Source organism: Sphingopyxis sp. (genome assembly GCF_036675685.1).
Classification (GTDB): domain Bacteria; phylum Pseudomonadota; class Alphaproteobacteria; order Sphingomonadales; family Sphingomonadaceae; genus Sphingopyxis.
This window is the reverse complement of the sequence record NZ_JAKFEM010000024.1, coordinates 39,886-61,918: the sequence shown is the minus strand read 5'-3', so window position 1 is coordinate 61,918 and position 22,033 is coordinate 39,886. Positions and strand designations below refer to the sequence as shown.

The following is a 22,033-nucleotide window of genomic DNA, read 5'->3' as shown; positions in this document are numbered from 1 at the left end:
AAGAAGGGCAAATGCGGGCGGAGAATTCGTGAAATCATACTGCCGAACTTTTTCCCTCGTCATTCCCGCGAAAGCGGGAACCCAGTTGCGACGACAGTTTGCGCAAACTGGGTTCCCGCTTTCGCGGGAATGACGAAGTTGGGAGAGACTGAACCTAATCCGGCCGCGAGCGCAGCGTGTACCCCTGCCCCTTCACCGTGCGCAGCATTGGCCATGCAAAGTCCCGGTCGATCTTGGCGCGCAACCGCGACATATGGACCTCGACCCGGTTGGTGCCGGGGTCGAAATCGAGCCGCCACACCGCTTTCAGGAGCGCAGCGCGCGAGACCGGCCGGTTGGGGAGGCGGGCCAGATTCGCGAGCAGGTCGAACTCGCGCAGCGGCAGGCGAATCAGGCGCCCCGCCCGCTCGACCCGCCGGTCGATCAGGTCGATGCGCAGCTCGCCCGCGCCCAGCTGGCCGGCGGCGATACGGCTGCGCCGTAGCAGGCTGGCAATACGTGCCAGCACCTCGGGCAAATTGCCGGTCCAGCCGACGACATCGTCGGCGCCGGCGCCGAGCGCCACCATCCGGTCATCGAGCGAATCGCGGTCCGACACGACAATCAACGGCCGCCGCCCCGCGACCGACCGCATCAAGCGGACGAATTCGAATGGCTCCTGCCAGTCAAGGAAGGGGTTGATGAGCAGCAGGTCGAAACAGCAGTCGACCCAGGGCCGGAGGCCGTTCACCTGCGGCGGGAGAATTTGCGCCCGGCAACCGGCGGTTTCGATCGCATCGCGAAGCCGGTCGGCGCGCGCCGCCTGCGGATGATAGATGGCAACGAGCAACTTCCGGTCGCCTCGCTTTTCCATATCCGATGATGCCATCCCCGACCCCCGCCGTCGTCGCAACATAGTGTCGCGCCGCCGCGCCGCCGGCATTGCACCGCCTTTCGGCTGTGCTAACCCATAGGCATGACCAGTATCGAAATGCTTGACGGCGACTTCGCCACCCTGCCCGACCTTGTCCGTGCCCATGCCGCGGAGCGCCCCGATGCCGTAGCGGCTGCCGACGCGTTGCGGCGGCTGAGCTGGTCCGAACTGGATCAATTGATCGACCGAATCGCGGCACGGCTGCAGCAGGACGGATTTGCGAAAGGCGACCGCACCGCGATCGCCGGGCTGAACAGCGTCGAACAAATGGCGGTCATCCTGGGCACACTGCGCGCCGGCGGGGTCGCGGGGCTTGTCACGAACAGCGCGACGGGCGAACAGATGGCGGCGATGATCGCCGACACCGGCGCGCGCCACCTGTTCCTCGACAGCGCGGCAAGGGCGAGCCTTGAAGGGCAGGCGATCACCGCCAGCGACTTGATCGCGATGGATGGCAGCGACGCCGGCACACCGCTCGACGCCTGGCTCGCGCTGGCGGGGGCAAAGCCGGCGCCGGTCGACATTCGGCCCGAGGATGGCTTCAACATCATCTATTCGTCGGGCACCACCGGCACGCCGAAGGGCATCGTCCACAGCCACGCGATGCGCTGGCAGCATATCATCCGCGGTGCCCCGGCCTATGGCCCGGCCGCGGTCACGATCCTGTCGACCCCGCTCTATTCGAACACGACGATGGCAAGCTTCATGCCCACCGTCGGGTCGGGCGGGCAGGTCGTGCTGATGAAGAAATTCGACGCGCGCGGCTTCCTCGAACTCGCGGCGCGCGAACGCGCGACGAACACAATGCTGGTCCCGGTGCAATATCGCCGCATCATGGCGCTCGATGATTTCGGCGACTTCGACCTTTCGAGCTTCGTCGTCAAATATTGCACCTCGGCGCCCTTCCCCGCGGCGCTCAAGGCCGATGTGCTGCAGCGCTGGCCCGGCGGGCTCGTCGAGATTTACGGCATGACCGAAGGCGGCGCGGCGTTCATCCTCGAGGCGCACCAATACCCCGACAAGCTGCATACCGTCGGCAAACCGGCGCCGGGGCATATCGCCAAGGTCATCGACGAAGACGGCAACGAATTGCCGCAGGGCTCGGTTGGCGAAGTGGTGGGCCGGTCGCCGGCGATGATGACCGGCTACAACAATCGTCCCGACGCGACCAAGGCGATGCACTGGTACGATGCGGAGGGCAATCTCTTCTATCGCCACGGCGACATCGGCCGCATCGACGAAGATGGCTTCCTGACGCTGATGGACCGCGCCAAGGACATGATCATTTCGGGCGGCTTCAACATTTTCCCGAGCGATCTCGAGGGCATTCTCCTCGCCGACGATCGCGTCGTCGAGGCGGCCGTCGTCGGGATGCCGAGCGAGGAATGGGGCGAGACTCCGGTGGCGTTCGTCGTGCTGAAGGATAGCGCCGATGCCGAGGCGGTGCGCGCCGATTGCAACGCCAAGGTCGGCAAGACCCAGCGGCTGAGCGCGATTACCGTCGTCGATGAGCTGCCGCGCAGTCCGATCGGCAAGGTGTTGAAGCGCGAGTTGCGGGATGCCTATGCGCCGTAGCGGCCGGGCCGTCGGTTAACGACCGGAAGGGGAGGCCCCGCTTTTAATACTTCGTCATTCCCGCGAAAGCGGGAACCTAGGGCTAGGCCAGCCAACGGACGCTCTGGGTCCCCGCTTTCGCGGGGATGACGAAAATGGGAGATGGCAGCTTCCCACCCCTAAGCAGGCCTCGCCTTCAAATAGGCCTTTCCTACATTATCCGGCTATGCCAGCCTTCACCCGGCTCTTTCATTTGGTGGATAAAGCGGTCGCTGCCCGGCTTGCCGGTGCGACCACGGCAGGGCGCGCCGGGCGCGTCCAGCACGCCGCGAGGTCCAAATCGGGGGGATGCATAGGGCTGACCTTTACTGAACTTTGGGAATATCACGCGGCCCTTGCGCCGACCGGATCCCGGATCCAACCCGGGATGATGAAGGAAGGCAATGGCGGTTCACCACCCCAAAGCCGGCACCCGCGCCCGTCCGCGGATTCACTCAGGGCAGGTCCGCCGCCGCTATCGCCGCCAGCGCGCTTTGCAGCCGCGCATCGCCCTCCCCCTCGACCCAAGCCCATTGGAGCCGACGTCGGTCGAGTTCGCCGATCGCGACCTCCATGAACTGATCCCGCGCCAATTCGCTGCCGAACAGGCGCGTACCATCTTCCTCCCACGGCAGGTCCATCGCGGGAACGAGGTAGAGGTCGGCGACTTCGTCCCACAGGTCGATTTCGGGCAGGCGGCGGCCGAGCAGCATGATCGCCCACGCCTGCGTCATCAGCGGATCGGTGTCGGATATGAGCCATTCGGGCTGCTGCGCGAGCGCTTCGCGGGTCGCCACCAGATGGCCATCGAAGATCGCGAGCAGGTCGACCTCGTCGAGGTCGGTGCCGTTCGCCTCGGCATAGGTGCGGCCATATTCGGGCACGACGAGCCCGCCGAGCTGGAGAGCGAGGCGCGATGCGAGCGTGGACTTTCCCGTGCTTTCGGCGCCGTGGAGGCAGATATGGCGCGTCATATCGCGGCGCTGCCCGTCGCCGCCGCGCAGCGCCATTGGATCAGCCCGTCGATCGACAGCCCGAGCAACACGACATAGACCGCGCTGGTCGGATAAAGACCGCGCCACGCGAAAAGCGGCACCGCGATCAGGTCGACGGCGATCCACAGCCACCAGCTTTCCACCCGCCGCCGTGCGAGCAGCCATTGCGCGGTGATGCTGAGCATCGCGATCGCGCCGTCGATCCACGGCGCCACCGCGTCGGTATAGCGGTCCATCGCAAAGCTCCAGCCCGCCCAGGCGACGATCGTCGCCAGCGCCCAGCCTTGGCGCGCCGGTACGCTCATAAAGCGCACAGGCACCCCGCTATCGTTGCGCGCGCGCATCCACGCGGCCCAGCCATAGAGGTTAAGCGCGAAGAAAAAGCCCTGGAGCAGCATGTCGCTGTAGAGCTTCGCGTCAAAGAAGACGACGGCGTAGAGGCTGACCGCGATGAGCGCGAAGGGATAGTTCCACACGCTGCGCAACGCGACGAGCGCGACGTTGATCAGGACCAGCACCGCCGCCAGCCATTCGAGCTGGCTCATGCCGAGCCCCCGTGGCGCGGGCGCGTCCACAGCCCGTCGCGGCTGATCCGCCGCTGCGGCGGGCGGCGGAGCACCGACCAGCCCGCGCGCGCAACCCAGCCGAGCTTGGCAAACAGGCTCGACGCAGCGCGGTGGTCCCACGCATGGTCGCCGCGCGCGCGCACCTCGCGCGCGATGTCGCCATAGATGCCCGCGGCGGCGAGCACCGCCCAGCGGCTACGCGGGCCAAGCTTGCGCGCCCCCCAGCGCGCCGACGCCTCATATTCCTCCGCCATTTCGGCGAGCCATTTCGCCATCACCGATAGGCGGGCGCGAAAGGCAGGGTGCATATGCTGGCCCGGCGGGATGTCGAGTTCGACCATCCATTCGACCGGCAGGTAACAGCGATCGGCGGCGGCATCCTCGGCGACGTCGCGCGCGATATTGGCGAGCTGGAACGCGATGCCGAGGTCCGATGCGCGGTCGAGCGTCGTCTCGTCGGCGAGATCCACCCCCATCACCAGCGCCATCGCGACCCCGACGGCACCGGCGACATGATAGCTATAGCGGAGCAGGTCGGCCTCGCTGCGCGGGCGCCAGTCCTTCGCGTCGAGTTCGAACCCTGCGATGATGTCGTCGATGATCGCGCGCGGGATTGCGACCTCGGTGAGCAGGAAGCCGAGCGCATCGAACGCCATCTCGCCGGTCGGCTGCCCGGCAAAAGCAGCGTCGGTCAGCGCGCGGATGCGGGTCAGCGCCGCGGGGGCATCATGGCCCGCGTGCATTTCGCCGCCATGATCCTGCCCGTCGGTCAAATCGTCGGCGGCGCGGCACCAGGCATAGAGCAACCACACGCGCTCGCGCGTTTCGCGATCGAACAGCTGGCTGGCGAGTGCAAAGCTTTTCGATCCGCGCGCGATGCTGTCGTGCGCGAAACCATGGAGGGCGTGGGCATCATAGGCGCCCCCCTCGGTCATTACAGATTTTCGGCCTTCATCGCGAAGATCGTCTTGTGCGGCACATAGGCCGCCATCTTGCCCAACAGTTCGTCGAGCCCGGCGTCGACGATCATGATCCCGGCGTGCGCGGGGCGGATGAAGCCGACCTCGACCATGTTGCGGTTGAAGGCGATGAGGTCGTTGTAGAAACCCGCGGCGTTGAGGAGCCCGACGGGCTTCGTATGATAGCCAAGCTGTGCCCAGCTGATCGCTTCCCACAATTCGTCCATCGTCCCGACCCCTCCGGGAATGGTGAGGAAACCGTCCGAGAGGTCGGTGAACATCTTCTTGCGTTCGTGCATGCCGCTGACGACATGCAGTTCGGTGCAGCCGCGGTGCGCGACCTCGGCGCCCACCAGCGCCTCGGGGATGATCCCGATCACCTCGCCGCCGGCCTCGAGCGCGCTGTCGGCGACCGCGCCCATCAGGCCAAGGCGGCCGCCGCCGTAGACGACGCCGATGCCGCGCTCAGCCAAAGTACGGCCGACGTGGCGCGCGGTTTCGATATAGATCGGATCTTCGGGGGTCGCGGACCCGCAATAGACGGCAAGGCGTTTCATTTATCTTCCAACATCAGATTGGCGGTCGCCTTGGCGCTGCCGACGACCCCCGGGATACCCGCGCCCGGATGCGTCCCCGCGCCGACGAAGTAAAGGTTCGAAATCACATCGTCGCGGTTGTGCGCGCGGAACCAGGCGCTTTGCCACAGCACGGGCTCGAGACTGAATGCGCTGCCAAGATGCGCCGACAGGTCGCGGCCGAAATCGGCGGGGGTGTAGTGGAAGCGGGTCACGAGGTTGGCGCGGAGGCCGGGGGCGACGCGGCGTTCGACTTCGTCGAGGATCGCATCGGCGAACTGCTGCCCGAAGGCGCCATCCCAATCAGCCTGTGCCTTCCCTAGATGTGCGACGGGGGCGAGCGCGTAGAAGGTCGAATGCCCCGGCGGCGCCATCGCGGGATCGGTCGCACTGGGATGATGGAGGTAAAGCGAGAAATCGTCGGGCACTACGCCGTTGGTGTAAATGTCGTCGAGCAGGCCCCTGTAGCGCGGGCCGAAGAGAATGCTGTGGTGCGCGACATCGGGATAGCTGCCCTTCGCCCCGAAGTGGACGACGAACAGCGAGGGCGACCAGCGTTTGCGCGCGAGGCTCTTGGCGACTTTCGGCCCGCGCGGATGGTCGGCGAGCAGCGCGTTGTAGCTGTGCATCAGGTCGCCATTGCATGCGACCATATCGGCCTCGCCACGCCAGCCGCTTTGCGTCGCAACGCCCGTCGCGCGGTCACCCACAGTATCGATCCTCGTCACCGGATCGCCGAGCCGCAATGTTCCACCGATCCGCTCGAACAGCCGCGCCATCCCCGACACCAGCGCGTTGGTCCCGCCGCGCGCGAACCAGACGCCGCCCTCCTTCTCGATCGTGTGGATCAGCGCGTAAATCGCGCTCGTCGTCATCGGATTGCCGCCGACGAGCAGGGTGTGAAAAGACAAGGCCTGCCGCAGCCGCTCGTCCTGCACATAAGCGGAAACGATCGAATAGACGCTGCGCCAAGCCTGATATTTCATCAGCGCGGGCGCGGCTTTTATCATCGAGGCGAAATCGAGGAAAGCGACCGCGCCGAGCTTCACATAGCCCTGCTCATAAACGCCCTTCGAATATTGGAGGAAGCGGTCGTAGCCGTCGACATCGGCGGGGTGGAGTGTCGCGATTTCAGCGCGCAGCGCGGCTTCGTCGTTCGAATAGTCGAAGTTTGTCCCGTCGGGCCAGTTGAGGCGGTAAAAAGGCATGACGGGAACGAGATCGACGTCGGCGGCCATCGGCTGTCCGCTCAGCGCCCACAGCTCTTCGAGGCAGGGCGGGTCGGTAATCACTGTTGGGCCGGCGTCGAAGGTGAAGCCCTCCTTTTGCCAGTGGTAGGCCCGCCCACCCGGCTTGTCGCGCGCCTCGACGATCGTCGTCGCCACCCCCGCCGACTGAAGCCGGATCGCAAGCGCGAGCCCGCCAAACCCCGCGCCGATGACGATCGCCTTGCGGCTCATTTCCAGTCAAAGCGCCGGAGAGCGGCGAGCGCCCGGCCAAACGGCACCGGGGGCTTCCCCGACAGGATGCGCAGCTTGTCGCCCCGCGTCGACCCCCCGGCATAGAAGCGTGCGATCAGCCCCGGCGACAGGCGGTAGAAGCGCTGGAATACCCGATAGCGCGCATCGGGATCGGCAGCATGAAACAGCATCGCACCGAGCATGCGATAGAAACGCTGGCGCCGCCATGTCGCCGCCGCGCGGGCGCGAAGTATCGCGGGAAGGTCGGCCCGGTCGACCAGCGTGGGCAGCGCCGCCACGGTGCGCACCGCGTCGGGAAGTGAATAGCCGGTCGTCGCATGGAAGGCACCGGCGCGCACCCCGATCCGCGCGGTGCGGTCGGAGGCCGGCCACATGCGCTCGAAATCGCCCGCGATCACCACCGGTAGCACGCCCGTTTCCTCGCGCGTCACCGCCGCCACATCCCATTGGCGGGCGGCGACATAGCCAGCGATCCGCTCGCGCACCGCCGCGACGTCGAGATCGGCGCTGTCGCTGTAGTAGGTGTCCTCGACGAAGATCGTCTCGTCATCGAAGGGGAGCAGATAGACGAAGCGATAGCCGTCCAATTGCTCGACGCGTGCATCCATTACGACGGGATGTGCGACGCCGTGCCCGCCCCTTATGGTCAGCGCCTGCCCGACAAATTTCTGCCAGCCGCAGTCGAGCGTCGGGAATTTGCCGGCGCCGCGCGCGTCGATGACATGGCGCGCCGAAAGCCGCCCGCCGCGCGCCAGCAGTATATGGTCGGGCGCGACATGCTTGGCCTTGTCGGCGACGATGCGCCCCTCGGGCAGCGCCGCCGCGACCGCCTCGGCCAGTGCCTCGCCGGTGATGCTCTTGTAGCCCATTCGCATGGTGCGCCGATGCGACGGGAAGGCGACGTCATATTGGCCCCAATGATGGCGGACGAGCGGCGCGACGAGCCAGCGGTCGCCGCGCGCGATGTCGCTGTCGAAAAAGGACCAGATATGGTTCCCGCCGACCGAGCCCGGCTCGACGAGCCGGACATCGAGGTCAGGCCGCTTCGCCGCAAGCGCCAGCGCCGCGAGCCCGCCCGCCAGCCCGCCGCCGACGATGGCGATATCGCAGCGGGGAAGATCGGCGGTCATATTTCTGTCCTAGCTGTGCGTACAGCGAAGCGCAAAGCCGTTCGACCCGCTGTGCGCTTGACTCGCCGCGCGAAACGACGGAGTCCAAAGGATATGAGCAAGCAGGTGCATGTCATCGCGGTCTACAGCTTGAAGGGCGGGGTCGGAAAGACCAGCCTCGCGGTCAATCTCGCCGCCGAAGCCGCGCTGCAGGCGGGCGGGCGGACCTTGTTGTGGGACCTCGATGGCCAGGCCGCGGCCAGCTTCATCCTCGGCCATGACGGCCCCGGCAAGCGCACCGCCGACCAGGTGTTCGACCGCGACGTCGCCCCCGCCAAGCTGGTGACGAAGACCGCAGTCGAAGGGCTTGACCTGCTGCCCGGCGACACCTCGCTGCGCGGGCTCGACGCGCTGTTCCTCGATGCCGGCAAGAAAAAGCGACTCGCCAAGCTGATCGCCGACATCGGCGCCGATTACGACCGCATCATCCTCGATTGCCCGCCGGGGCTCACCGAAACGAGCGAGCAGATGATGCGCGCCGCCGACCTGATCGTCGTGCCGGTGATCCCCTCGCCGTTGTCGCGCCGCGCGCTCGACGAAGTGATCGCGCATCTGCGCCCGGCGAAGAACGGCAGCACGCCGCTGATGCCCGTCTATGCGATGGTCGACGGACGTCGCGCGCTCCATCGCGATGCGCTCGCCGCCGAAATGGCGTGGCCCGTGCTGCCGATGGCGAGCGTGGTCGAACAGATGGCGGTGCGGCGCCGGCCGCTCGCCACTTATGCCCGGCGCAGCAAGGCGGGGCAGGCCTATGCCGTGCTGTGGCAGCGTGTCGCGGCGCTGCTCGGCCCGCGCAAGTCCGGGTGACCCCGGCCGCCATCAAAACCGCGACACCCGCCGACGCCCCGGCGATCGCCGCCATCTATGCGCATCATGTCGCGCACGGCAGTGCAAGTTACGACACCGAACCACGCAGCGTCGCTGCAACCCAGACATTGATCGCCGACCATATCGCGAAGGGCTGGCCTTTCCTCGTCGCGGTCGCCCCCGACGCCTCGGTTGTCGGTTACGCTTATGCTAGCCAGTTCCGGCCCCGCGCCGCCTATGCCTGGGCGTGCGAGGACAGCATCTATGTCGATCCCGCGCAGCAGGGTCGCGGCGTCGGGCGCGCGCTGCTCGAGGCCCTGCTGGCAGCGGCCGAGGCAGCGGGTTTTCGTACCATGGTCGCGGTGATCGGCGGCGGCGAGCCGGCTTCGGTCGCGCTTCACGCCGCCTGCGGCTTCACCCACGCGGGTCGGCTCGCTGGGATGGGGTGGAAGCATGGCCGCTGGCTCGACACCGTCTATATGCAGCGCGCGCTCGGCGACGGCATCGCGAGCGCGCCGGGATGAGCTACGGGGCAACCGTTGCGCTCTCCACGCTCGCGATGACGCTGATCATCGGCGTTCGCTATCTGATCAGCAGCGGCGCCTTTGCCCTTGCGACGCGATGGAAGCATCCCGGCCTCTATCGCGGGCTCGAGCCGCAGATGCGGCGCGAGATCGGCTGGAGCCTGACCAGCGCCGCAATTTACGGCATCCCCGCGGGGATCGCCGCCTGGGGGTGGCAGGTACATGGCTGGACGCGCATCTACACCGACTGGAGCGCCTTTCCGCTCTGGTATCTGCCCGTCAGCCTCTTCGCTTACCTGCTGATCCACGACACATGGTTTTACTGGACGCACCGCTGGATGCACCGGCCCGCATTGTTCCGCATCGCGCACAGCGTCCATCATGAAAGCCGGCCGCCGACCGCTTGGGCGGCGATGAGCTTTCATCCGCTGGAAGCGATCACCGGGGCGGTCGTGATCCCCGCGCTGGTCTTCGTCATCCCGATCCATGTCGCGGTGCTGGGGCTCGTGCTCGCGATCATGACGATCATGGGGGTAGGCAATCATATGGGGTGGGAGATGTTCCCGCGCGCGCTGGTCCATGGACCCGCGGGCCGCTGGCTGATAACCGCGACGCATCATGAGCAGCATCACGCCGCTTACCGGGGGAATTATGGGCTTTATTTCCGCTTCTGGGACAAGCTGTGCGGCACGGATCTTGGCCTTGGCAGTTTTGCCGCTGCTGGCGGCCGCGAGCGCGCCGCCGACGGTTGAGGTCAGCGTAACCGGGCTGCGCAGCGCGAAGGGGCAAATCCTCGTCTGTCTGACCACCAATCCCAAGGCTTTTCCCGATTGCAGCAAGGACCGGGGCTCGGTTCGCATGGCGGTGAAAGCGGCCGACGCCGGCGATTTCTTCGTCCATGCGCCCGCGGCCGGCACCTATGCCATCGCGGTCGTCCATGACGAGAACAGCAATAACAAGATGGATGTCGCGATCTTCCTGCCGAAAGAGGGCTTCGGCTTTTCGCGCAACCCGGCGATCACCGCCGGGCCGCCGAGCTTCAAATCGGCGAGCTTCACGGTCGCCGGCGACATGCGCCAGTCGATCAAGATGAAATATATGCTCTAGTGGGCTCGGCGGCGCACGGCTAATAGAGCGCGCGTGACCGCGACCTCCTCCCACATCGCCGCTTTCGCCGACCGCTGGCCAAAGCTTCTCGCCCTGTTGCTCGGCGCCGTCTCGGCGACCGGTTTCGCGCCGCTCCACCTCTGGCCGCTGACCTTGCTCGCGCTCGGCGGCTGGATGGCGCTCGTTGCGTGCAGCCCGAAGGGGTCGCGCGCGCTCGGGATCGGCTGGGCCTTTGGCGTCGGCCACTTCGTCGTCGGCCTCAACTGGATCGCCACCGCCTTCACCTATCAGGCGGCAATGCCCGCGTGGCTCGGGTGGATCGCGGTCGTGCTGCTGTCGCTCTATCTGGCGGTCTATCCCGCACTCGCGGCGTGGGGGGCGTGGCTGACGCAAAAAATCGTCGCTCCTGCGAAGGCAGGAGCCGCTGGCAGCGACAGCGCAAAGCCGACAGCGGCCCCCGCCTTCGCGGGGGCGACGCTCTCCTTCATCCTCGCTTTCGCCGCGCTGTGGACGCTGACCGAATGGCTGCGCAGCTGGGTGTTCACCGGCTTCGCATGGAATCCGTTAAGCGCAATCCTGGTTGGCCCGGTCAACGTCGGCGTTCCGATGGTTCGCTGGATTGGCACCTATGGCGCCTCGGCGACAGCGCTACTGGTCACCGGTTTTGCGATCCGCACGTTCGCCGCCGTTGCCGATACGAACATCAAGCGCGGCTTCTGGTGGCGACGGCGCCTAACCTTCTTCAGCCTGATTCTAGGACTGATCCTCTTAAGCGCGTTGGGTCGAACAGAACCAATATCGAATAGAAAGAGCGTCCCCATCACCGTCGTCCAGCCCAATGTCGGGCAGCAGGACAAATGGGAGGGCAGCAAGGCCGACGTCAATTTCGCCAAGCTTGCCCGGCTGACGACACCGAAAAACGACACGCCGCGCCTGATCCTGTGGCCCGAGGCGGCGGTGCCCGATTATCTCGAAACCGGCTACCCCTCGGTCTATTACGACCGTTCGCCCGCCGAGGCGCGCGGCCGGCTAACCAAGCTGATGAACCCCGGCGACCTGATGCTGCTCGGCGCGCTGAAGCTCGAACTCGACAAGGGCGGCGACGTGGTCGGCGCGCGCAATGCGGTGATGTCGGTCCATGCCGACGGCACGCTCGGCCCGCGTTACGACAAGGCGCATCTCGTGCCCTATGGCGAATATCTGCCGATGCGGCCGATCCTGTCGGCGATCGGCCTATCGCGCCTTGCCCCCGGCGACATCGATTTCTGGCCCGGCCCCGGCGCCCGCACGCTTGACCTCGGCGCCTTTGGTCAGGCCGGGCTGCAAATCTGCTACGAGATCATCTTTTCAGGGCAGGTCGTCGACCGCGCCCATCGCCCCGATTTCATCTTCAACCCCTCGAACGATGCGTGGTTCGGCGGCTGGGGTCCGCCGCAACATCTGGCGCAGGCGCGGCTGCGCGCGATCGAGGAGGGGTTGCCCGTCGTGCGCGCGACGCCGACGGGGATCAGCGCGGTGATCGACGCCAATGGCCGCGTGCTCGAATCACTCCCGATGCATCAGGCGGGCCGGATCGATACCACGCTCCCCCCAGCCCATGCCCCCACGCTGTTCGCCCGTTATGGGAACATTCTGCCCGTCGGGTTTGCGTTGCTGCTGCTCGCGCTGGCCATTGCCTTTCGGCGGCGCGGGCGTTAACAGCGCGCCGACATAAAGCATCCTTTATATTCGATTCACAGAAGGCCCTCCTATGCGCAACAGCTTCCTTTTCACCTCCGAAAGCGTGTCCGAAGGACATCCCGACAAGGTGTCGGACCAGATCAGCGATTCGATCGTCGACCTGTTCCTGTCGAAGGATCCCGAAGCGCGCGTCGCCTGCGAAACGCTGACCACGACCCAGCTTGTCGTGCTGGCCGGCGAAATCCGCTGCAAGGGCGTCTTCGAAAATGGCGAATGGGCCCCGGGCGCGCTCGACGAGATCGAAGCCGCCGTACGCAATACGGTGCGCGAGATCGGCTATGAGCAGGACGGTTTCCACTGGAAGACCTTCCGCTTCGAAAACAACCTCCACGGCCAGTCGGCGCATATCGCGCAGGGCGTCGACGAAAGCGGCGACAAGGACGAAGGCGCCGGCGATCAGGGCATCATGTTCGGCTATGCGTCGGACGAGACCCCCGACCTGATGCCCGCGACGCTCGACTACAGCCACAAGATCCTCGAGCGCATGGCCGCCGACCGCAAGGCGGGCACCGCGCCCTTCCTCGAACCCGACACCAAGAGCCAGGTCACGCTGCGCTATGCCAACGAGCGCCCCGTCGAGGCGACCGCGATCGTCGTGTCGACCCAGCATGCGCCGGGCTATTTCTTCCACAATGGCGAAGGCGACGAGGCGAAGTACGCCGAGCTGCGCAAATATGTTCTCGGCGTGATCGCCGACGTGCTGCCCGCCGAGCTGCTCACCGCGAACACCGTCTATCACATCAACCCGACCGGGCGTTTCGAGATCGGCGGCCCCGACGGCGACGCTGGCCTCACCGGCCGCAAGATCATCGTCGACACCTATGGCGGCGCCAGCCCGCACGGCGGCGGCGCGTTCAGCGGCAAGGACCCGACCAAGGTTGATCGCTCGGCGGCGTATATCACCCGCTACCTAGCCAAGAATATCGTCGCTGCGGGCCTCGCGCGCCGCTGCACGATCCAGCTCTCCTACGCGATCGGCGTCGCCGAACCGCTGTCGATCTATGTCGACCTGCACGGCACCGGCACGGTTGATGAAGGCCGCATCGAGGCGGCGATTCCGCAGCTCGTGCGCCTGACGCCGAAGGGCATTCGCACCCACCTCGGCCTCAACAAGCCGATCTACAAGCAGACCGCGGCCTATGGCCATTTCGGCCGCACGTCGGAGGGCGACAGCTTCCCGTGGGAGCGCACCGATCTGGTCGACAAGCTGAAAGCGGCACTCGCCAATTGAGCGCGTCGCTGCCGCTCAATGCCAATCTGACGGCCGAGCGGCCGACCTTCGTCACGCATCTCGAATGCGGACTGACCGGCGAGCGGTACGACGCCGATGTGCTTCACGGCCTGTCGAACGCCGGGCGCCCGCTGCTTGTCCGCTATGACCTGGATGGTGTTGCGGCGGCGCTGAGCAAGGTCGAAATCGCCGCCCGCCCGCGCGACCTGTGGCGCTGGCGCGAGCTGCTGCCCGTGCGGCGGGCCGAAAATATCATCAGCCTCGGCGAGGCCGACACCCCGATCATCGCGCTCGACAAGCTGGGGCAAAACGCGGGTGCCGCACCCGGCGCCCTGCTGGTCAAGGACGAAGGGCGCCTGCCCACCGGATCGTTCAAGGCCCGCGGGCTGGTGATGGCGATCAGCATGGCCAAGGAACTCGGTATCACCGCAATCGCGATGCCGACCAACGGCAATGCCGGTGCCGCTGCGGCCGCCTATGCGACGCAGGCTGGGATCGAAGCGATCATCTTCTGCCCCGACGACACCCCCGAGGTGAATGTCCGCGAGATCGCGGCGCAAGGCGCACGCGTTTACCGCGTCAACGGGCTGATCGACGATTGCGGCAAGCTGGTGCGCGAGGGCGCGGCGGCGAACGGCTGGTTCGACCTGTCGACGCTGAAGGAACCCTATCGGATCGAGGGCAAGAAGACGATGGGGCTCGAGCTTGCCGAGCAGTTCGGCTGGGAGCTTCCCGACGTCATTTTCTATCCCACCGGCGGCGGCACCGGGCTGATCGGCATGTGGAAGGCGTTCGCCGAATTGCAGGCGATCGGCTGGATCACCGGCAAGCTGCCGCGCATGGTCGCGGTGCAGGCCGAAGGCTGCGCGCCGATGGTGCGCGCGTGGGAAGCCGGCGAGCGCCACGCGGTCCGCTGGGAAGACGCATCGACGATCGCGGCGGGCATCCGCGTGCCGCAGGCGGTGGGCGATTTCCTGATCCTCGACGCGGTGCGCGAATCGAATGGCCGCGCGATGGCGGTCAGCGACGCCGCGATCCAGCAAGCCGTCGACGATGCCGCGCGCACCGACGGGCTGCTCCTCTGCCCTGAGGGCGGGGCGACGCTCGCCGCATGGCGGCAGGCTCGCGTCGAAGGCTGGGTCAAGGATGGCGAGACCGCGCTGCTCTTCAACTGCGCCACCGGGCTCAAATATCCGCTGCCCGACGCGTCGCAGACGCTTGATCGCCACGCCCCGATCGACTTCACCCGGCTCTGAAGTGCGGCTTGCCGCCATCCGGCCTTGCCGCTAGGGCGCGCGGCATGACAGCACACAAGCCCGGCGATCCGACGACGATCAACCGCCTCTACGGCCGTTCGAAGGGCAAGCCCCTGCGCGCCGGACAGCAGGATCTGGTCGACACGCTGCTGCCGCAGATCGCGGTTCCGGAAGTTGGCGAAGTTGCCGCGGAGCGTCTGTTCGGCTACGATCGCCCGCTGCATTTCGAGATCGGCTTCGGCGGCGGTGAGCATATGGCGGGGCGGGCAGATATGCTGCCCGATCATGGCTTTATCGGTGCCGAGCCCTTCATCAACGGCGTGGCGCAAGCCCTGGTCCATGTCGCGGGCGATCATGGTGCGAAGTTGCCACTTGGCAATGTCCGCATCCATCATGGCGACGCATTGGAAGTGCTGCGGCGGATTCCCGACGGGGCCTTGAGCTTCGCCTATCTGCTCCACCCCGATCCCTGGCCCAAGGCCCGCCATGCGAAGCGGCGGATGATGAACGACGGCCCGCTCGACCTGATCGCCGCGAAGCTGAAACCCGGCGGCGAGTTCCGTTTCGGCACCGACCACCCGATCTATCTCGCCCACGCGCTGATGGTCATGCGCCGCCACCGCCACCAGTTCGAATGGCTGGCAAAGGATGCACGGGATTTCCAGGTCCGCCCGGGCGGGTGGCCCGAGACGCGTTACGAGGCGAAGGCACGCGCGCAGGGGCATGAAGTCTGGTACTTCCGTTACCAGCGCAAGTAGAGGGCGCGCGCCCTATCCCAGCGGCAATTCGGTCGTCGCCTTGATTTCGGACAGCGCCACGGTCGAATTGATTTCCTGCACCCCGGGCAAATTGCTCAGCCGGTCGAAGAAGAAGCGCTCATAGGCGTCGATATCCTTCGCGACGATCCGCAGCATGAAGTCGGTCGTCCCCATCAGGACATAGGCATCGAGCACTTCGGGAAAGCCGCGAATCGCCTCGCTGAATTCGTCGAGATTGGCGCGGCCATGGGCATTGAGCTTCACCTGCGCGAACACATGGGCGTTGAGCCCGACCTTGCGCCGGTCGATGATCGCGACGCGTTTGCGGATGAAGCCCTCGCGTTCGAGCCGGTCGATCCGCCGCCAGCACGGCGACACCGACAAGCCGACGCGCTCGGCAATCTCCGCCGTCGTCTGATTCGCGTCGCGCTGCAGCTCGCGGAGGATTTTCATCTCAAATGGGTCAAGATCGGACATTCATTCCATATACCGCATATTATCCGGTCATAACATCCGAAAACAGCGCATGCCCGATGAAAATGCGACCAAGATTGTCCGAGGCAAGGATGCGATGATCCGCTCCTCATCACAGGAGAATATTCATGGTCGCCCGCCCTACCCGCCTGACCCCGCCGCTCGAATGCGTGCGCCTCCATGATGCCGAAAGCGGCCTCGACGGTGTCATCGCGATTCATTCGACGACGCTTGGCCCGGGCGCCGGCGGTTGCCGCTTCTGGAGCTATCCCAGTATGGACCAGGCGCTCGCCGACGCGATCCGCCTCGCCGAGGGCATGAGCTACAAGAATGCGCTCGCCGGCCTGCCGTTCGGCGGCGCCAAGGCGGTGTTGCGGAGGCCCGCGGGCGATTTCGACCGGGGCGCCCTGTTTCGCGCCTTCGGCCGCGCGGTCGAGGATCTGGGCGGGGTTTATGTGACCGCCGAAGATGTCGGGACCTCGGTCGCCGATATGCAGGAGGTCGCCAGCGTCTCGCGCCATGTCGCGGGCCTGCCGGGCGCCGAGGGTCGCGCCGGCGGCGACCCGTCGCCATGGACCGCGCGCGGCGTGTTCGATGCGATGCGGGTCGCCGCCGAATTTGCGCTGGGCCGCGACCTCGCGGGGCTGACGGTCGCGGTGCAGGGCACCGGCAATGTCGGCGCCGACCTTTGCCGCCGCCTCGCCGACGCCGGCGCGCATCTGGTGATCGCCGATCCCGACCCGGCGCGGCGCGACCGGCTGCGCGCGATCCTTGACGCCGATGTGGTCGATGTCGATGCGATCGCCGGGGTCGAAGCCGACATTTTCGCGCCTTGCGCGCTCGGCGGTGCCCTCGACCGCGAAAGCGTCGGCCAGCTCAAGGCGCGGCTGGTCTGCGGTGCCGCGAACAACCAGCTCGCGAGCCCCGATATCGCCGCGCTTCTGCAGGGCCGCGGCATCACTTACGCCCCCGACTATGTCGTCAACGCGGGCGGCATTATCAGCGTTTCGGCCGAATATCTGGGCGAAGACGAAAGCGATGTGGCCAGCCGTGTCGCCGCGATCGCCCCGCGCACGCTGGCGCTACTCGAACGCGCGGCGCGCGAGGGACGCTCGCCCGCGGTCGTCGCCGACGAAATGGCCGAAGAGGTGATTGCGGGCGCCGAGCGGATCGCGGCCTAGTGCATCGCTTCCGGATCGACGCGATCCTCGATCCGCAGTCGCTTCCGCGCGTCGCCGGCTATTTTGCGCAGCGCGCGATCGTGCCGTCGATCATGCGGATGCGGATGCTGCGCCGCCATATGCGAATCGATGTAACCGTCGAGGGGCTCGAGACCCGGCAGGCCGCGACCATCGCCGCAAAGCTGCACGAGGTCGTCGCCGTGATCGGCGCCGAGTTCGAGGACATGACAACCTGCCGCACAAAATAAGAGGGGCGGCCCTTTTAGGTGCCGCCCCAGTGTGTGGATCCGTCGGGGAGAGGGAGAGGACGGTCCGGAGATTGGTGTGTCAGGCTGTCTTAGCGGGCAGCCATCTGGCTGTCGGTTTCGACTTCGGCGACGCCGGCGATCTTGAGCGCGGCGCGGAACTGCTTGGCGGCGGCGCGTTCGTTGCCTGCTTCGCACAGCTTCTTGCCGGTCGAGACGAAGCGCTTCGCGCTGGCCTGCTTGCCGCCTTCGACGCCGCCGGCGGCGACATGCGCCTGTTCGGCGAGGCCCGAGCAGCGATAATCGCCACCCGACTGGGCATAAGCGGGGGCTGCGGTTGCCATCAGGCCGGTGAAGGCGAGTGCCGAAGCGGCGACGATGGCGAAAGCGGCAGGAAAACGGCGATATGAGGAGAGCTGATAGGCCATGGGAGAGGTTCCTTTCGTTTCGTTGTGCAACCTTTATAGGTGCGGTTGCGCACTTAGATAATCCTCTATAATCTGCAAGTGCTTTGAAGCAGGATTTAACAATCCCCCATGGGGTGCTCGACGGGATCGAAGCTTTCCTGCGTGTCGCGGAACGGCGGAGCTTTTCCGCCGCGGCGGCCGACCTTGGCGTCTCTCCCTCGGCGATCAGTCAGATCATCAAGGGGCTTGAGGCGCGCGTCGGCGCGCCTTTGTTCATGCGTACCACCCGCAGCGTCGGGCTGACGCAGGCGGGCGAGATGTTCCTCGAGCGCGCCGCGCCCGCCTACGCCGGGCTGGGCGACGCCTATGAAGCCGCTCGCAATCTCGGCAACAGGCCTGCGGGCCGGCTGCGCATCAACCTGATGCGCGGCGCTGTGCAGCCCTTGTTCGAACCGATCATCGCCGGCTTTTGCGAAACCTATCCCGAGATCGAGCTCGAAATCTATGCCGAGGACGCGCTCGCCGATCTCAGCGCCGGCGGTTTTGACGCCGGGGTGCGGATGGGTGAATCGCTCGACGCCGATGTGATCGCCGTCCGCCTGACCGGGCCGTTTCGTTTCGTCGCAGTCGCGACGCCGGGCTATCTGGCGAAGCACGGGCGTCCGGCAAGTCCCGACGACCTGCGCAACCATCGCTGCGTGCGCATGCGCATGGGGAGCGGCGCGCTGATGCCCTGGACCTTCGAGAAGGGGAATCGCGAGATCGAGGTCGGGGTGACGGGCCCAGTGATCGTCAACGACTTTACCGCGATGATGGTCGCCGTGCACGCCGGGGTCGCGATGGGCATGACCGCCGAACCGGTGGTCAAGGCGATGGTCGCATCGGGCGAACTCGAACTCGTCCTCGCCGAGCACGCCCCCTCGACCTCGGGCCTGTTCCTCTATTACCCCAGCCGCAAGCACGTGATGCCCAAATTGCGCGCCTTCATCGACTATGTGCGCGAATATCTGCCCGACGACGTCACCGGCTGACCCCGTTCGGAGAGGTTCGGTCGAGCGCGGAAACAAATCCCTTTGCCGTCAGCAGAAAATTTGGGCTGGCGCGCGGCCGGGAATCCCGGCAGCAGGTTGTCAATTAAAAGGGTTGGGATGATTATGATGGATTTTGCGGCTATCGACTTTGCGGCGCTCGTGCCCTTCATCCTGATCGGCTTTGCTGCGCAGTTCGTCGACGGCGCGCTGGGCATGGCATTCGGCGTCATCTGTAACACGCTGCTCGTCGCGGTGCTGGGCGTGCCGCCCGCGACCGCATCGGCGCGCATCCATGTCGTGGAGATTTTCACGACCGGCGCATCGGGGATCAGCCACCTGCTCCACCGCAATATCGAATGGCCGCTCTTCTTCCGGCTGCTGATTCCGGGCGTGATCGGCGGGGTTCTCGGCGCCTATGTGCTGTCGTCGCTGCACGCCGATGTGGTGAAGCCCTTCGTGCTCGCCTATCTGGTGCTGATCGGCGTGTGGCTGCTGGTCCGCGGCCTGCTCTATCCGCCGAAGTTCGAGAAACCCAAGATCGTTGCCCCGCTTGCGATCGTGGGTGGCTTTCTCGATGCCGCGGGGGGCGGCGGCTGGGGACCGGTGGTCACCTCGAACCTGCTCGTCCAGGGCGGCGAGCCGCGCAAGGTCGTCGGCACGGTCAACAGCGTCGAATTCTTCCTCGCCGTGTCGGTGTCGATCGCCTTCATCTGGAACCTCGGCTTCTCCCAGATCCTGGGGCCGACGCTGGGGCTGATCATCGGCGGCGTGGCCGCCGCGCCGCTGGGCGCCATGATGGCCAAACGTTTCTCGCCCAAGGTGATGCTGGTCATGGTCGGCATCGTGCTGATCGCGACCAGCGCCTTCGGCCTCTATAAGGCGCTGACCTGATCAAAGGACCGCTTGCGGCCGGCAATAGCCGTCGTCCCCGCGAAGACGGGGGCGACGCTTACTTTGGCGGCGTAGAGCTGGTGTTTCGCTTCCTACCCCCAAGCGGATCAACCGCTCAATTCGCGGCCTTGGTCTCGTCGATCTTGTCGACCCATTCGGGGTAGAAGCTCGGCTCGCGCGCTGACCATCCGGGCGCGGTTGCGGCCGCCTCGCTGATCGACTGGAGCAGCAGGCGCCGCTTGTCGGGGTGGAGGTGCGGCAGCGACGCCGCAGCGCAGAAGGCGCCGGGCAACCACGGCCGCGCATGTGCACCGAGCAGCCGCTCGTACAGGAAACGATAGGAAGCGAAGCCCGGAAGGCGATCCTGCCCAAGGTCGAACGCCGACACCGCGACGAGCGGCGCCATGAAATGTTCGAGCGCGTCGAGCCCACTGTCGTCGGGGATATGCGCGCGGATTTCGTCGATCCGCTTATAAACGCGGGCCTGGACGCGAATCGCGGTTTCCTCGACCATGTCGCGCGACCAGCGCGCGACCGCATCATCGCGCTCCAGCCCGATGTCGAGCGAACGGCGGATATACCGCTGCGTTGCCGCGGGAAAGCCCGCGAATTCCTTGATTTCCGTTATCGACAGGTCGCCTGCTGCCGGTCCCGAACGCGTCGCCATGGTCGTGCTCCCGCACGGCGCCCGGGGAGCCATCCCCCCGGAGGCCTGCATCAAACAGTCTGCCACCAAAATGGTTAGTGGCGGGTTAACCATGACGTCGGCGAATGTTCAGCAAGTGCGTGGGGCGTTGCGCGACGCCGCGACCGGTCCTAATCAGCGTGCCCGAAATTCAAAGGCACGAGCAGGTCCATCATGTCGCACACACCGCAGCCGGTCATTTCGTCCACCGGCCTTTTCACCCCCGCTGAAAGCATCTCCAACGAAGAACTTGTCGCCAGTTTTAACACCTATGTTGCGCTGCACAATAGGGAAAATGCGAACGCGATTGCGGCGGGCGATGTGTCCGAACTTGCTGAATCGAGTGTCGAATTCATCGAGAAGGCGAGCGGTATCGGATCGCGGTTCGTGGTCGACAAGGCGGGCATCCTCGACCCCGAACATATGGCGCCACGGATCGCCGAGCGCCGCAACGACGAACTCTCGATCCTCGCCGAAATCGGCGTCGCGGCGGCACAGGACGCGCTCGTCCGCGCCGGCCGCGATGCGGCGGACATCGACGCCGTGCTGTGCGCCGCGTCGAACATGCAGCGCCCCTATCCCGCGATGGCGGTCGAAATCCAGGATGCGCTCGGGATCGACGGCTTCGGGTTCGACATGAATGTCGCCTGCTCATCGGCGACCTTTGGCATCCAGACTGCCGCCGACTATATCCGCGCCGGCCACGCCAGGAGCGTGCTCGTCGTGAACCCCGAAATCTGTTCGGGGCACCTCAACTGGCGCGACCGCGACAGCCATTTCATCTTTGGCGACGTCGCGACCGCGATCCTCGTCGAGCAGAAGGACATTGCCCCTGAAGGCCATTGGGACATCCTCGGCACCAAGCTCAAGACCGTCTTCTCGAACAATATCCGCAACAATTTCGGCTTTTTGAACCGCGGCCATGGCGGCATCGACCAGTCGGGGCCGACGAGCGACAAGCTTTTCGTCCAGGAAGGCCGCAAGGTGTTCAAGGAAGTCGTGCCGATGGTCGCGAACATGATCGTCGAGCAGATGGGCGTGCTGGGCCTCGAGGGCACCGACATGCGCCGCCTGTGGCTGCATCAGGCGAACACCAACATGAACCGCCTGATCGCGCAGCGCGTGCTGGGTCATGAGGCGAGCGAGGATGAGAGCCCGACGGTGCTCGACACCTATGGCAATACGTCGAGCGCAGGGTCGATCATCGCCTTCCACCTCCACCACGAGGACATGAAGACGGGCGACACGGGGCTGATCTGCTCGTTCGGCGCGGGTTATAGCGCGGGAACGGTGTTCGTCCGGAAGACTTGAACCGCTTTTTTCTTCGTCACCCTGAACTTGTTTCAGGGTCCATGACCAGACTTGGCCTTAAGCGCGGCGCCAAGCGAGAAGGTCGGCCATGGATGCTGAAACAAGTTCAGCATGACGAGTTTATAAATGGCTCT

General features: G+C 65.9%; 24 protein-coding genes. 14 read left to right on the top strand and 10 right to left on the bottom strand.

Annotation, left to right across the window (positions count from 1 at the left end; all coding sequences use genetic code 11):
• Nucleotides 1–154: 154 nt before the first annotated feature.
• Nucleotides 155–853 (bottom strand): response regulator transcription factor, encoded by a 699-nt coding sequence (locus V6M50_RS11600; protein WP_332818721.1) that lies wholly within the window; start codon nt 851–853, stop codon nt 155–157.
• Between the two features lie 102 nt (nt 854–955).
• Between V6M50_RS11600 and V6M50_RS11595 the strand changes: the two genes are divergently transcribed.
• Entirely contained in the window at nt 956–2,488 is a 1,533-nt protein-coding gene (locus tag V6M50_RS11595; RefSeq protein WP_332818720.1) for a class I adenylate-forming enzyme family protein, read from the top strand.
• Nucleotides 2,489–2,961: 473 nt separating this feature from the next.
• Here the strand turns inward: V6M50_RS11595 and V6M50_RS11590 are convergent, their stop codons facing one another.
• From V6M50_RS11590 to crtY, 6 genes are read right to left on the bottom strand one after another with little or no spacing between them, the layout of a single operon-like run.
• A complete protein-coding gene (locus tag V6M50_RS11590) occupies nt 2,962–3,480 on the bottom strand; it encodes an AAA family ATPase (RefSeq protein ID WP_332818719.1) in 519 nt (172 codons plus the stop codon).
• Complete coding sequence (gene pnuC / locus V6M50_RS11585; RefSeq protein WP_332818718.1) at nt 3,477–4,046, bottom strand: nicotinamide riboside transporter PnuC; 570 nt, start codon at nt 4,044–4,046, stop codon at nt 3,477–3,479. The genes V6M50_RS11590 and pnuC overlap by 4 nt, the downstream gene beginning before the upstream one ends.
• Nucleotides 4,043–5,002: a phytoene/squalene synthase family protein gene (locus V6M50_RS11580; protein WP_332818717.1), complete on the bottom strand. Its 960-nt coding sequence runs from the start codon at nt 5,000–5,002 to the stop codon at nt 4,043–4,045. The genes pnuC and V6M50_RS11580 overlap by 4 nt, the downstream gene beginning before the upstream one ends.
• Nucleotides 5,002–5,583 (bottom strand): TIGR00730 family Rossman fold protein, encoded by a 582-nt coding sequence (locus tag V6M50_RS11575; protein WP_332818716.1) that lies wholly within the window; start codon nt 5,581–5,583, stop codon nt 5,002–5,004. Before V6M50_RS11575 ends, V6M50_RS11580 begins: the two co-directional genes overlap by 1 nt.
• Complete coding sequence (locus tag V6M50_RS11570) at nt 5,580–7,061, bottom strand: phytoene desaturase (RefSeq protein ID WP_332818715.1); 1,482 nt, start codon at nt 7,059–7,061, stop codon at nt 5,580–5,582. The genes V6M50_RS11575 and V6M50_RS11570 overlap by 4 nt, the downstream gene beginning before the upstream one ends.
• The gene (crtY, locus tag V6M50_RS11565; RefSeq protein WP_332818714.1) at nt 7,058–8,212 is read right to left on the bottom strand and encodes a lycopene beta-cyclase CrtY; all 1,155 of its coding nucleotides are present in this window, start codon (nt 8,210–8,212) and stop codon (nt 7,058–7,060) included. Before crtY ends, V6M50_RS11570 begins: the two co-directional genes overlap by 4 nt.
• Before the next feature lie 93 nt (nt 8,213–8,305).
• Here crtY and V6M50_RS11560 point away from each other — a divergent pair, with 93 nt between their 5' ends.
• Genes V6M50_RS11560 through trmB form a run of 8 tightly spaced genes read left to right on the top strand, consistent with a single transcriptional unit; the run spans nt 8,306 to nt 15,674 of the window.
• Nucleotides 8,306–9,058, top strand: coding sequence for a ParA family protein (locus tag V6M50_RS11560; protein ID WP_332818713.1), 753 nt, complete (start codon nt 8,306–8,308; stop codon nt 9,056–9,058).
• Nucleotides 9,055–9,582, top strand: a complete 528-nt coding sequence (locus V6M50_RS11555; protein ID WP_332818712.1) for a GNAT family N-acetyltransferase — start codon at nt 9,055–9,057, stop codon at nt 9,580–9,582. Before V6M50_RS11560 ends, V6M50_RS11555 begins: the two co-directional genes overlap by 4 nt.
• Nucleotides 9,579–10,334 (top strand): sterol desaturase family protein, encoded by a 756-nt coding sequence (locus V6M50_RS11550; RefSeq protein ID WP_332818711.1) that lies wholly within the window; start codon nt 9,579–9,581, stop codon nt 10,332–10,334. Before V6M50_RS11555 ends, V6M50_RS11550 begins: the two co-directional genes overlap by 4 nt.
• Nucleotides 10,285–10,689 carry a DUF2141 domain-containing protein gene (locus V6M50_RS11545; protein WP_332818710.1) on the top strand — a complete coding sequence of 135 codons (405 nt, stop codon included), beginning with the start codon at nt 10,285–10,287 and terminating at the stop codon, nt 10,687–10,689. The genes V6M50_RS11550 and V6M50_RS11545 overlap by 50 nt, the downstream gene beginning before the upstream one ends.
• Nucleotides 10,690–10,722: 33 nt before the next feature.
• Nucleotides 10,723–12,387 (top strand): apolipoprotein N-acyltransferase, encoded by a 1,665-nt coding sequence (gene lnt / locus V6M50_RS11540; RefSeq protein WP_332818709.1) that lies wholly within the window; start codon nt 10,723–10,725, stop codon nt 12,385–12,387.
• A gap of 52 nt (nt 12,388–12,439) precedes the next feature.
• Nucleotides 12,440–13,660, top strand: coding sequence for a methionine adenosyltransferase (gene metK / locus V6M50_RS11535; protein ID WP_332818708.1), 1,221 nt, complete (start codon nt 12,440–12,442; stop codon nt 13,658–13,660).
• Nucleotides 13,657–14,916: a threonine synthase gene (locus V6M50_RS11530; protein WP_443030504.1), complete on the top strand. Its 1,260-nt coding sequence runs from the start codon at nt 13,657–13,659 to the stop codon at nt 14,914–14,916. Before metK ends, V6M50_RS11530 begins: the two co-directional genes overlap by 4 nt.
• 44 nt (nt 14,917–14,960) lie before the next feature.
• The gene (gene trmB / locus V6M50_RS11525) at nt 14,961–15,674 is read left to right on the top strand and encodes a tRNA (guanine(46)-N(7))-methyltransferase TrmB (protein ID WP_332818707.1); all 714 of its coding nucleotides are present in this window, start codon (nt 14,961–14,963) and stop codon (nt 15,672–15,674) included.
• Between the two features lie 12 nt (nt 15,675–15,686).
• On the opposite strand, the gene V6M50_RS11520 is transcribed toward trmB, so the two are convergent.
• Nucleotides 15,687–16,151, bottom strand: a complete 465-nt coding sequence (locus V6M50_RS11520; RefSeq protein ID WP_332818706.1) for an Lrp/AsnC family transcriptional regulator — start codon at nt 16,149–16,151, stop codon at nt 15,687–15,689.
• A gap of 125 nt (nt 16,152–16,276) precedes the next feature.
• Between V6M50_RS11520 and V6M50_RS11515 the strand changes: the two genes are divergently transcribed.
• Together V6M50_RS11515 and V6M50_RS11510 are read left to right on the top strand one after the other, a co-directional pair.
• Nucleotides 16,277–17,329: a Leu/Phe/Val dehydrogenase gene (locus V6M50_RS11515; RefSeq protein ID WP_332818705.1), complete on the top strand. Its 1,053-nt coding sequence runs from the start codon at nt 16,277–16,279 to the stop codon at nt 17,327–17,329.
• Nucleotides 17,329–17,577: a hypothetical protein gene (locus tag V6M50_RS11510; protein WP_332818704.1), complete on the top strand. Its 249-nt coding sequence runs from the start codon at nt 17,329–17,331 to the stop codon at nt 17,575–17,577. The genes V6M50_RS11515 and V6M50_RS11510 overlap by 1 nt, the downstream gene beginning before the upstream one ends.
• An 89-nt stretch (nt 17,578–17,666) precedes the next feature.
• On the opposite strand, the gene V6M50_RS11505 is transcribed toward V6M50_RS11510, so the two are convergent.
• A complete protein-coding gene (locus V6M50_RS11505) occupies nt 17,667–18,002 on the bottom strand; it encodes a hypothetical protein (RefSeq protein WP_332818703.1) in 336 nt (111 codons plus the stop codon).
• 113 nt (nt 18,003–18,115) lie between these two features.
• Here V6M50_RS11505 and V6M50_RS11500 point away from each other — a divergent pair, with 113 nt between their 5' ends.
• Together V6M50_RS11500 and V6M50_RS11495 are read left to right on the top strand one after the other, a co-directional pair.
• On the top strand, nt 18,116–19,012 hold the full coding sequence (locus tag V6M50_RS11500; protein ID WP_332818702.1) for a LysR family transcriptional regulator: 897 nt from the start codon (nt 18,116–18,118) through the stop codon (nt 19,010–19,012).
• A 123-nt stretch (nt 19,013–19,135) separates the two neighbouring features.
• A complete protein-coding gene (locus tag V6M50_RS11495) occupies nt 19,136–19,903 on the top strand; it encodes a sulfite exporter TauE/SafE family protein (RefSeq protein WP_332818701.1) in 768 nt (255 codons plus the stop codon).
• Nucleotides 19,904–20,018: 115 nt separating this feature from the next.
• Here V6M50_RS11495 and V6M50_RS11490 read toward each other — a convergent pair whose 3' ends face one another.
• A complete protein-coding gene (locus tag V6M50_RS11490; protein ID WP_332818700.1) occupies nt 20,019–20,570 on the bottom strand; it encodes a hypothetical protein in 552 nt (183 codons plus the stop codon).
• A gap of 192 nt (nt 20,571–20,762) precedes the next feature.
• On the opposite strand from V6M50_RS11490, the gene V6M50_RS11485 reads away from it, so the two are divergent.
• The gene (locus V6M50_RS11485) at nt 20,763–21,899 is read left to right on the top strand and encodes a beta-ketoacyl-ACP synthase III (RefSeq protein WP_332818699.1); all 1,137 of its coding nucleotides are present in this window, start codon (nt 20,763–20,765) and stop codon (nt 21,897–21,899) included.
• The last annotated feature ends 134 nt before the right edge of the window (nt 21,900–22,033 follow it).

Bases quoted from the DNA above. Each gene is read 5' to 3' on its own strand.
- V6M50_RS11495 (WP_332818701.1), top strand. From the start codon at position 19,136: ATGATGGATTTTGCGGCTATCGACTTTGCGGCGCTCGTGCCCTTCATC.
- trmB (WP_332818707.1), top strand. From the start codon at position 14,961: ATGACAGCACACAAGCCCGGCGATCCGACGACGATCAACCGCCTCTAC.
- V6M50_RS11505 (WP_332818703.1), bottom strand. From the start codon at position 18,002: ATGGCCTATCAGCTCTCCTCATATCGCCGTTTTCCTGCCGCTTTCGCC.
- crtY (WP_332818714.1), bottom strand. From the start codon at position 8,212: ATGACCGCCGATCTTCCCCGCTGCGATATCGCCATCGTCGGCGGCGGG.
- V6M50_RS11550 (WP_332818711.1), top strand. From the start codon at position 9,579: ATGAGCTACGGGGCAACCGTTGCGCTCTCCACGCTCGCGATGACGCTG.
- V6M50_RS11570 (WP_332818715.1), bottom strand. From the start codon at position 7,061: ATGAGCCGCAAGGCGATCGTCATCGGCGCGGGGTTTGGCGGGCTCGCG.
- V6M50_RS11515 (WP_332818705.1), top strand. From the start codon at position 16,277: ATGGTCGCCCGCCCTACCCGCCTGACCCCGCCGCTCGAATGCGTGCGC.
- pnuC (WP_332818718.1), bottom strand. From the start codon at position 4,046: ATGAGCCAGCTCGAATGGCTGGCGGCGGTGCTGGTCCTGATCAACGTC.
- V6M50_RS11490 (WP_332818700.1), bottom strand. From the start codon at position 20,570: ATGGCGACGCGTTCGGGACCGGCAGCAGGCGACCTGTCGATAACGGAA.
- V6M50_RS11575 (WP_332818716.1), bottom strand. From the start codon at position 5,583: ATGAAACGCCTTGCCGTCTATTGCGGGTCCGCGACCCCCGAAGATCCG.
- V6M50_RS11560 (WP_332818713.1), top strand. From the start codon at position 8,306: ATGAGCAAGCAGGTGCATGTCATCGCGGTCTACAGCTTGAAGGGCGGG.
- V6M50_RS11595 (WP_332818720.1), top strand. From the start codon at position 956: ATGACCAGTATCGAAATGCTTGACGGCGACTTCGCCACCCTGCCCGAC.
- V6M50_RS11520 (WP_332818706.1), bottom strand. From the start codon at position 16,151: ATGTCCGATCTTGACCCATTTGAGATGAAAATCCTCCGCGAGCTGCAG.
- V6M50_RS11485 (WP_332818699.1), top strand. From the start codon at position 20,763: ATGTCGCACACACCGCAGCCGGTCATTTCGTCCACCGGCCTTTTCACC.
- metK (WP_332818708.1), top strand. From the start codon at position 12,440: ATGCGCAACAGCTTCCTTTTCACCTCCGAAAGCGTGTCCGAAGGACAT.
- V6M50_RS11590 (WP_332818719.1), bottom strand. From the start codon at position 3,480: ATGACGCGCCATATCTGCCTCCACGGCGCCGAAAGCACGGGAAAGTCC.
- V6M50_RS11600 (WP_332818721.1), bottom strand. From the start codon at position 853: ATGGAAAAGCGAGGCGACCGGAAGTTGCTCGTTGCCATCTATCATCCG.
- V6M50_RS11580 (WP_332818717.1), bottom strand. From the start codon at position 5,002: ATGACCGAGGGGGGCGCCTATGATGCCCACGCCCTCCATGGTTTCGCG.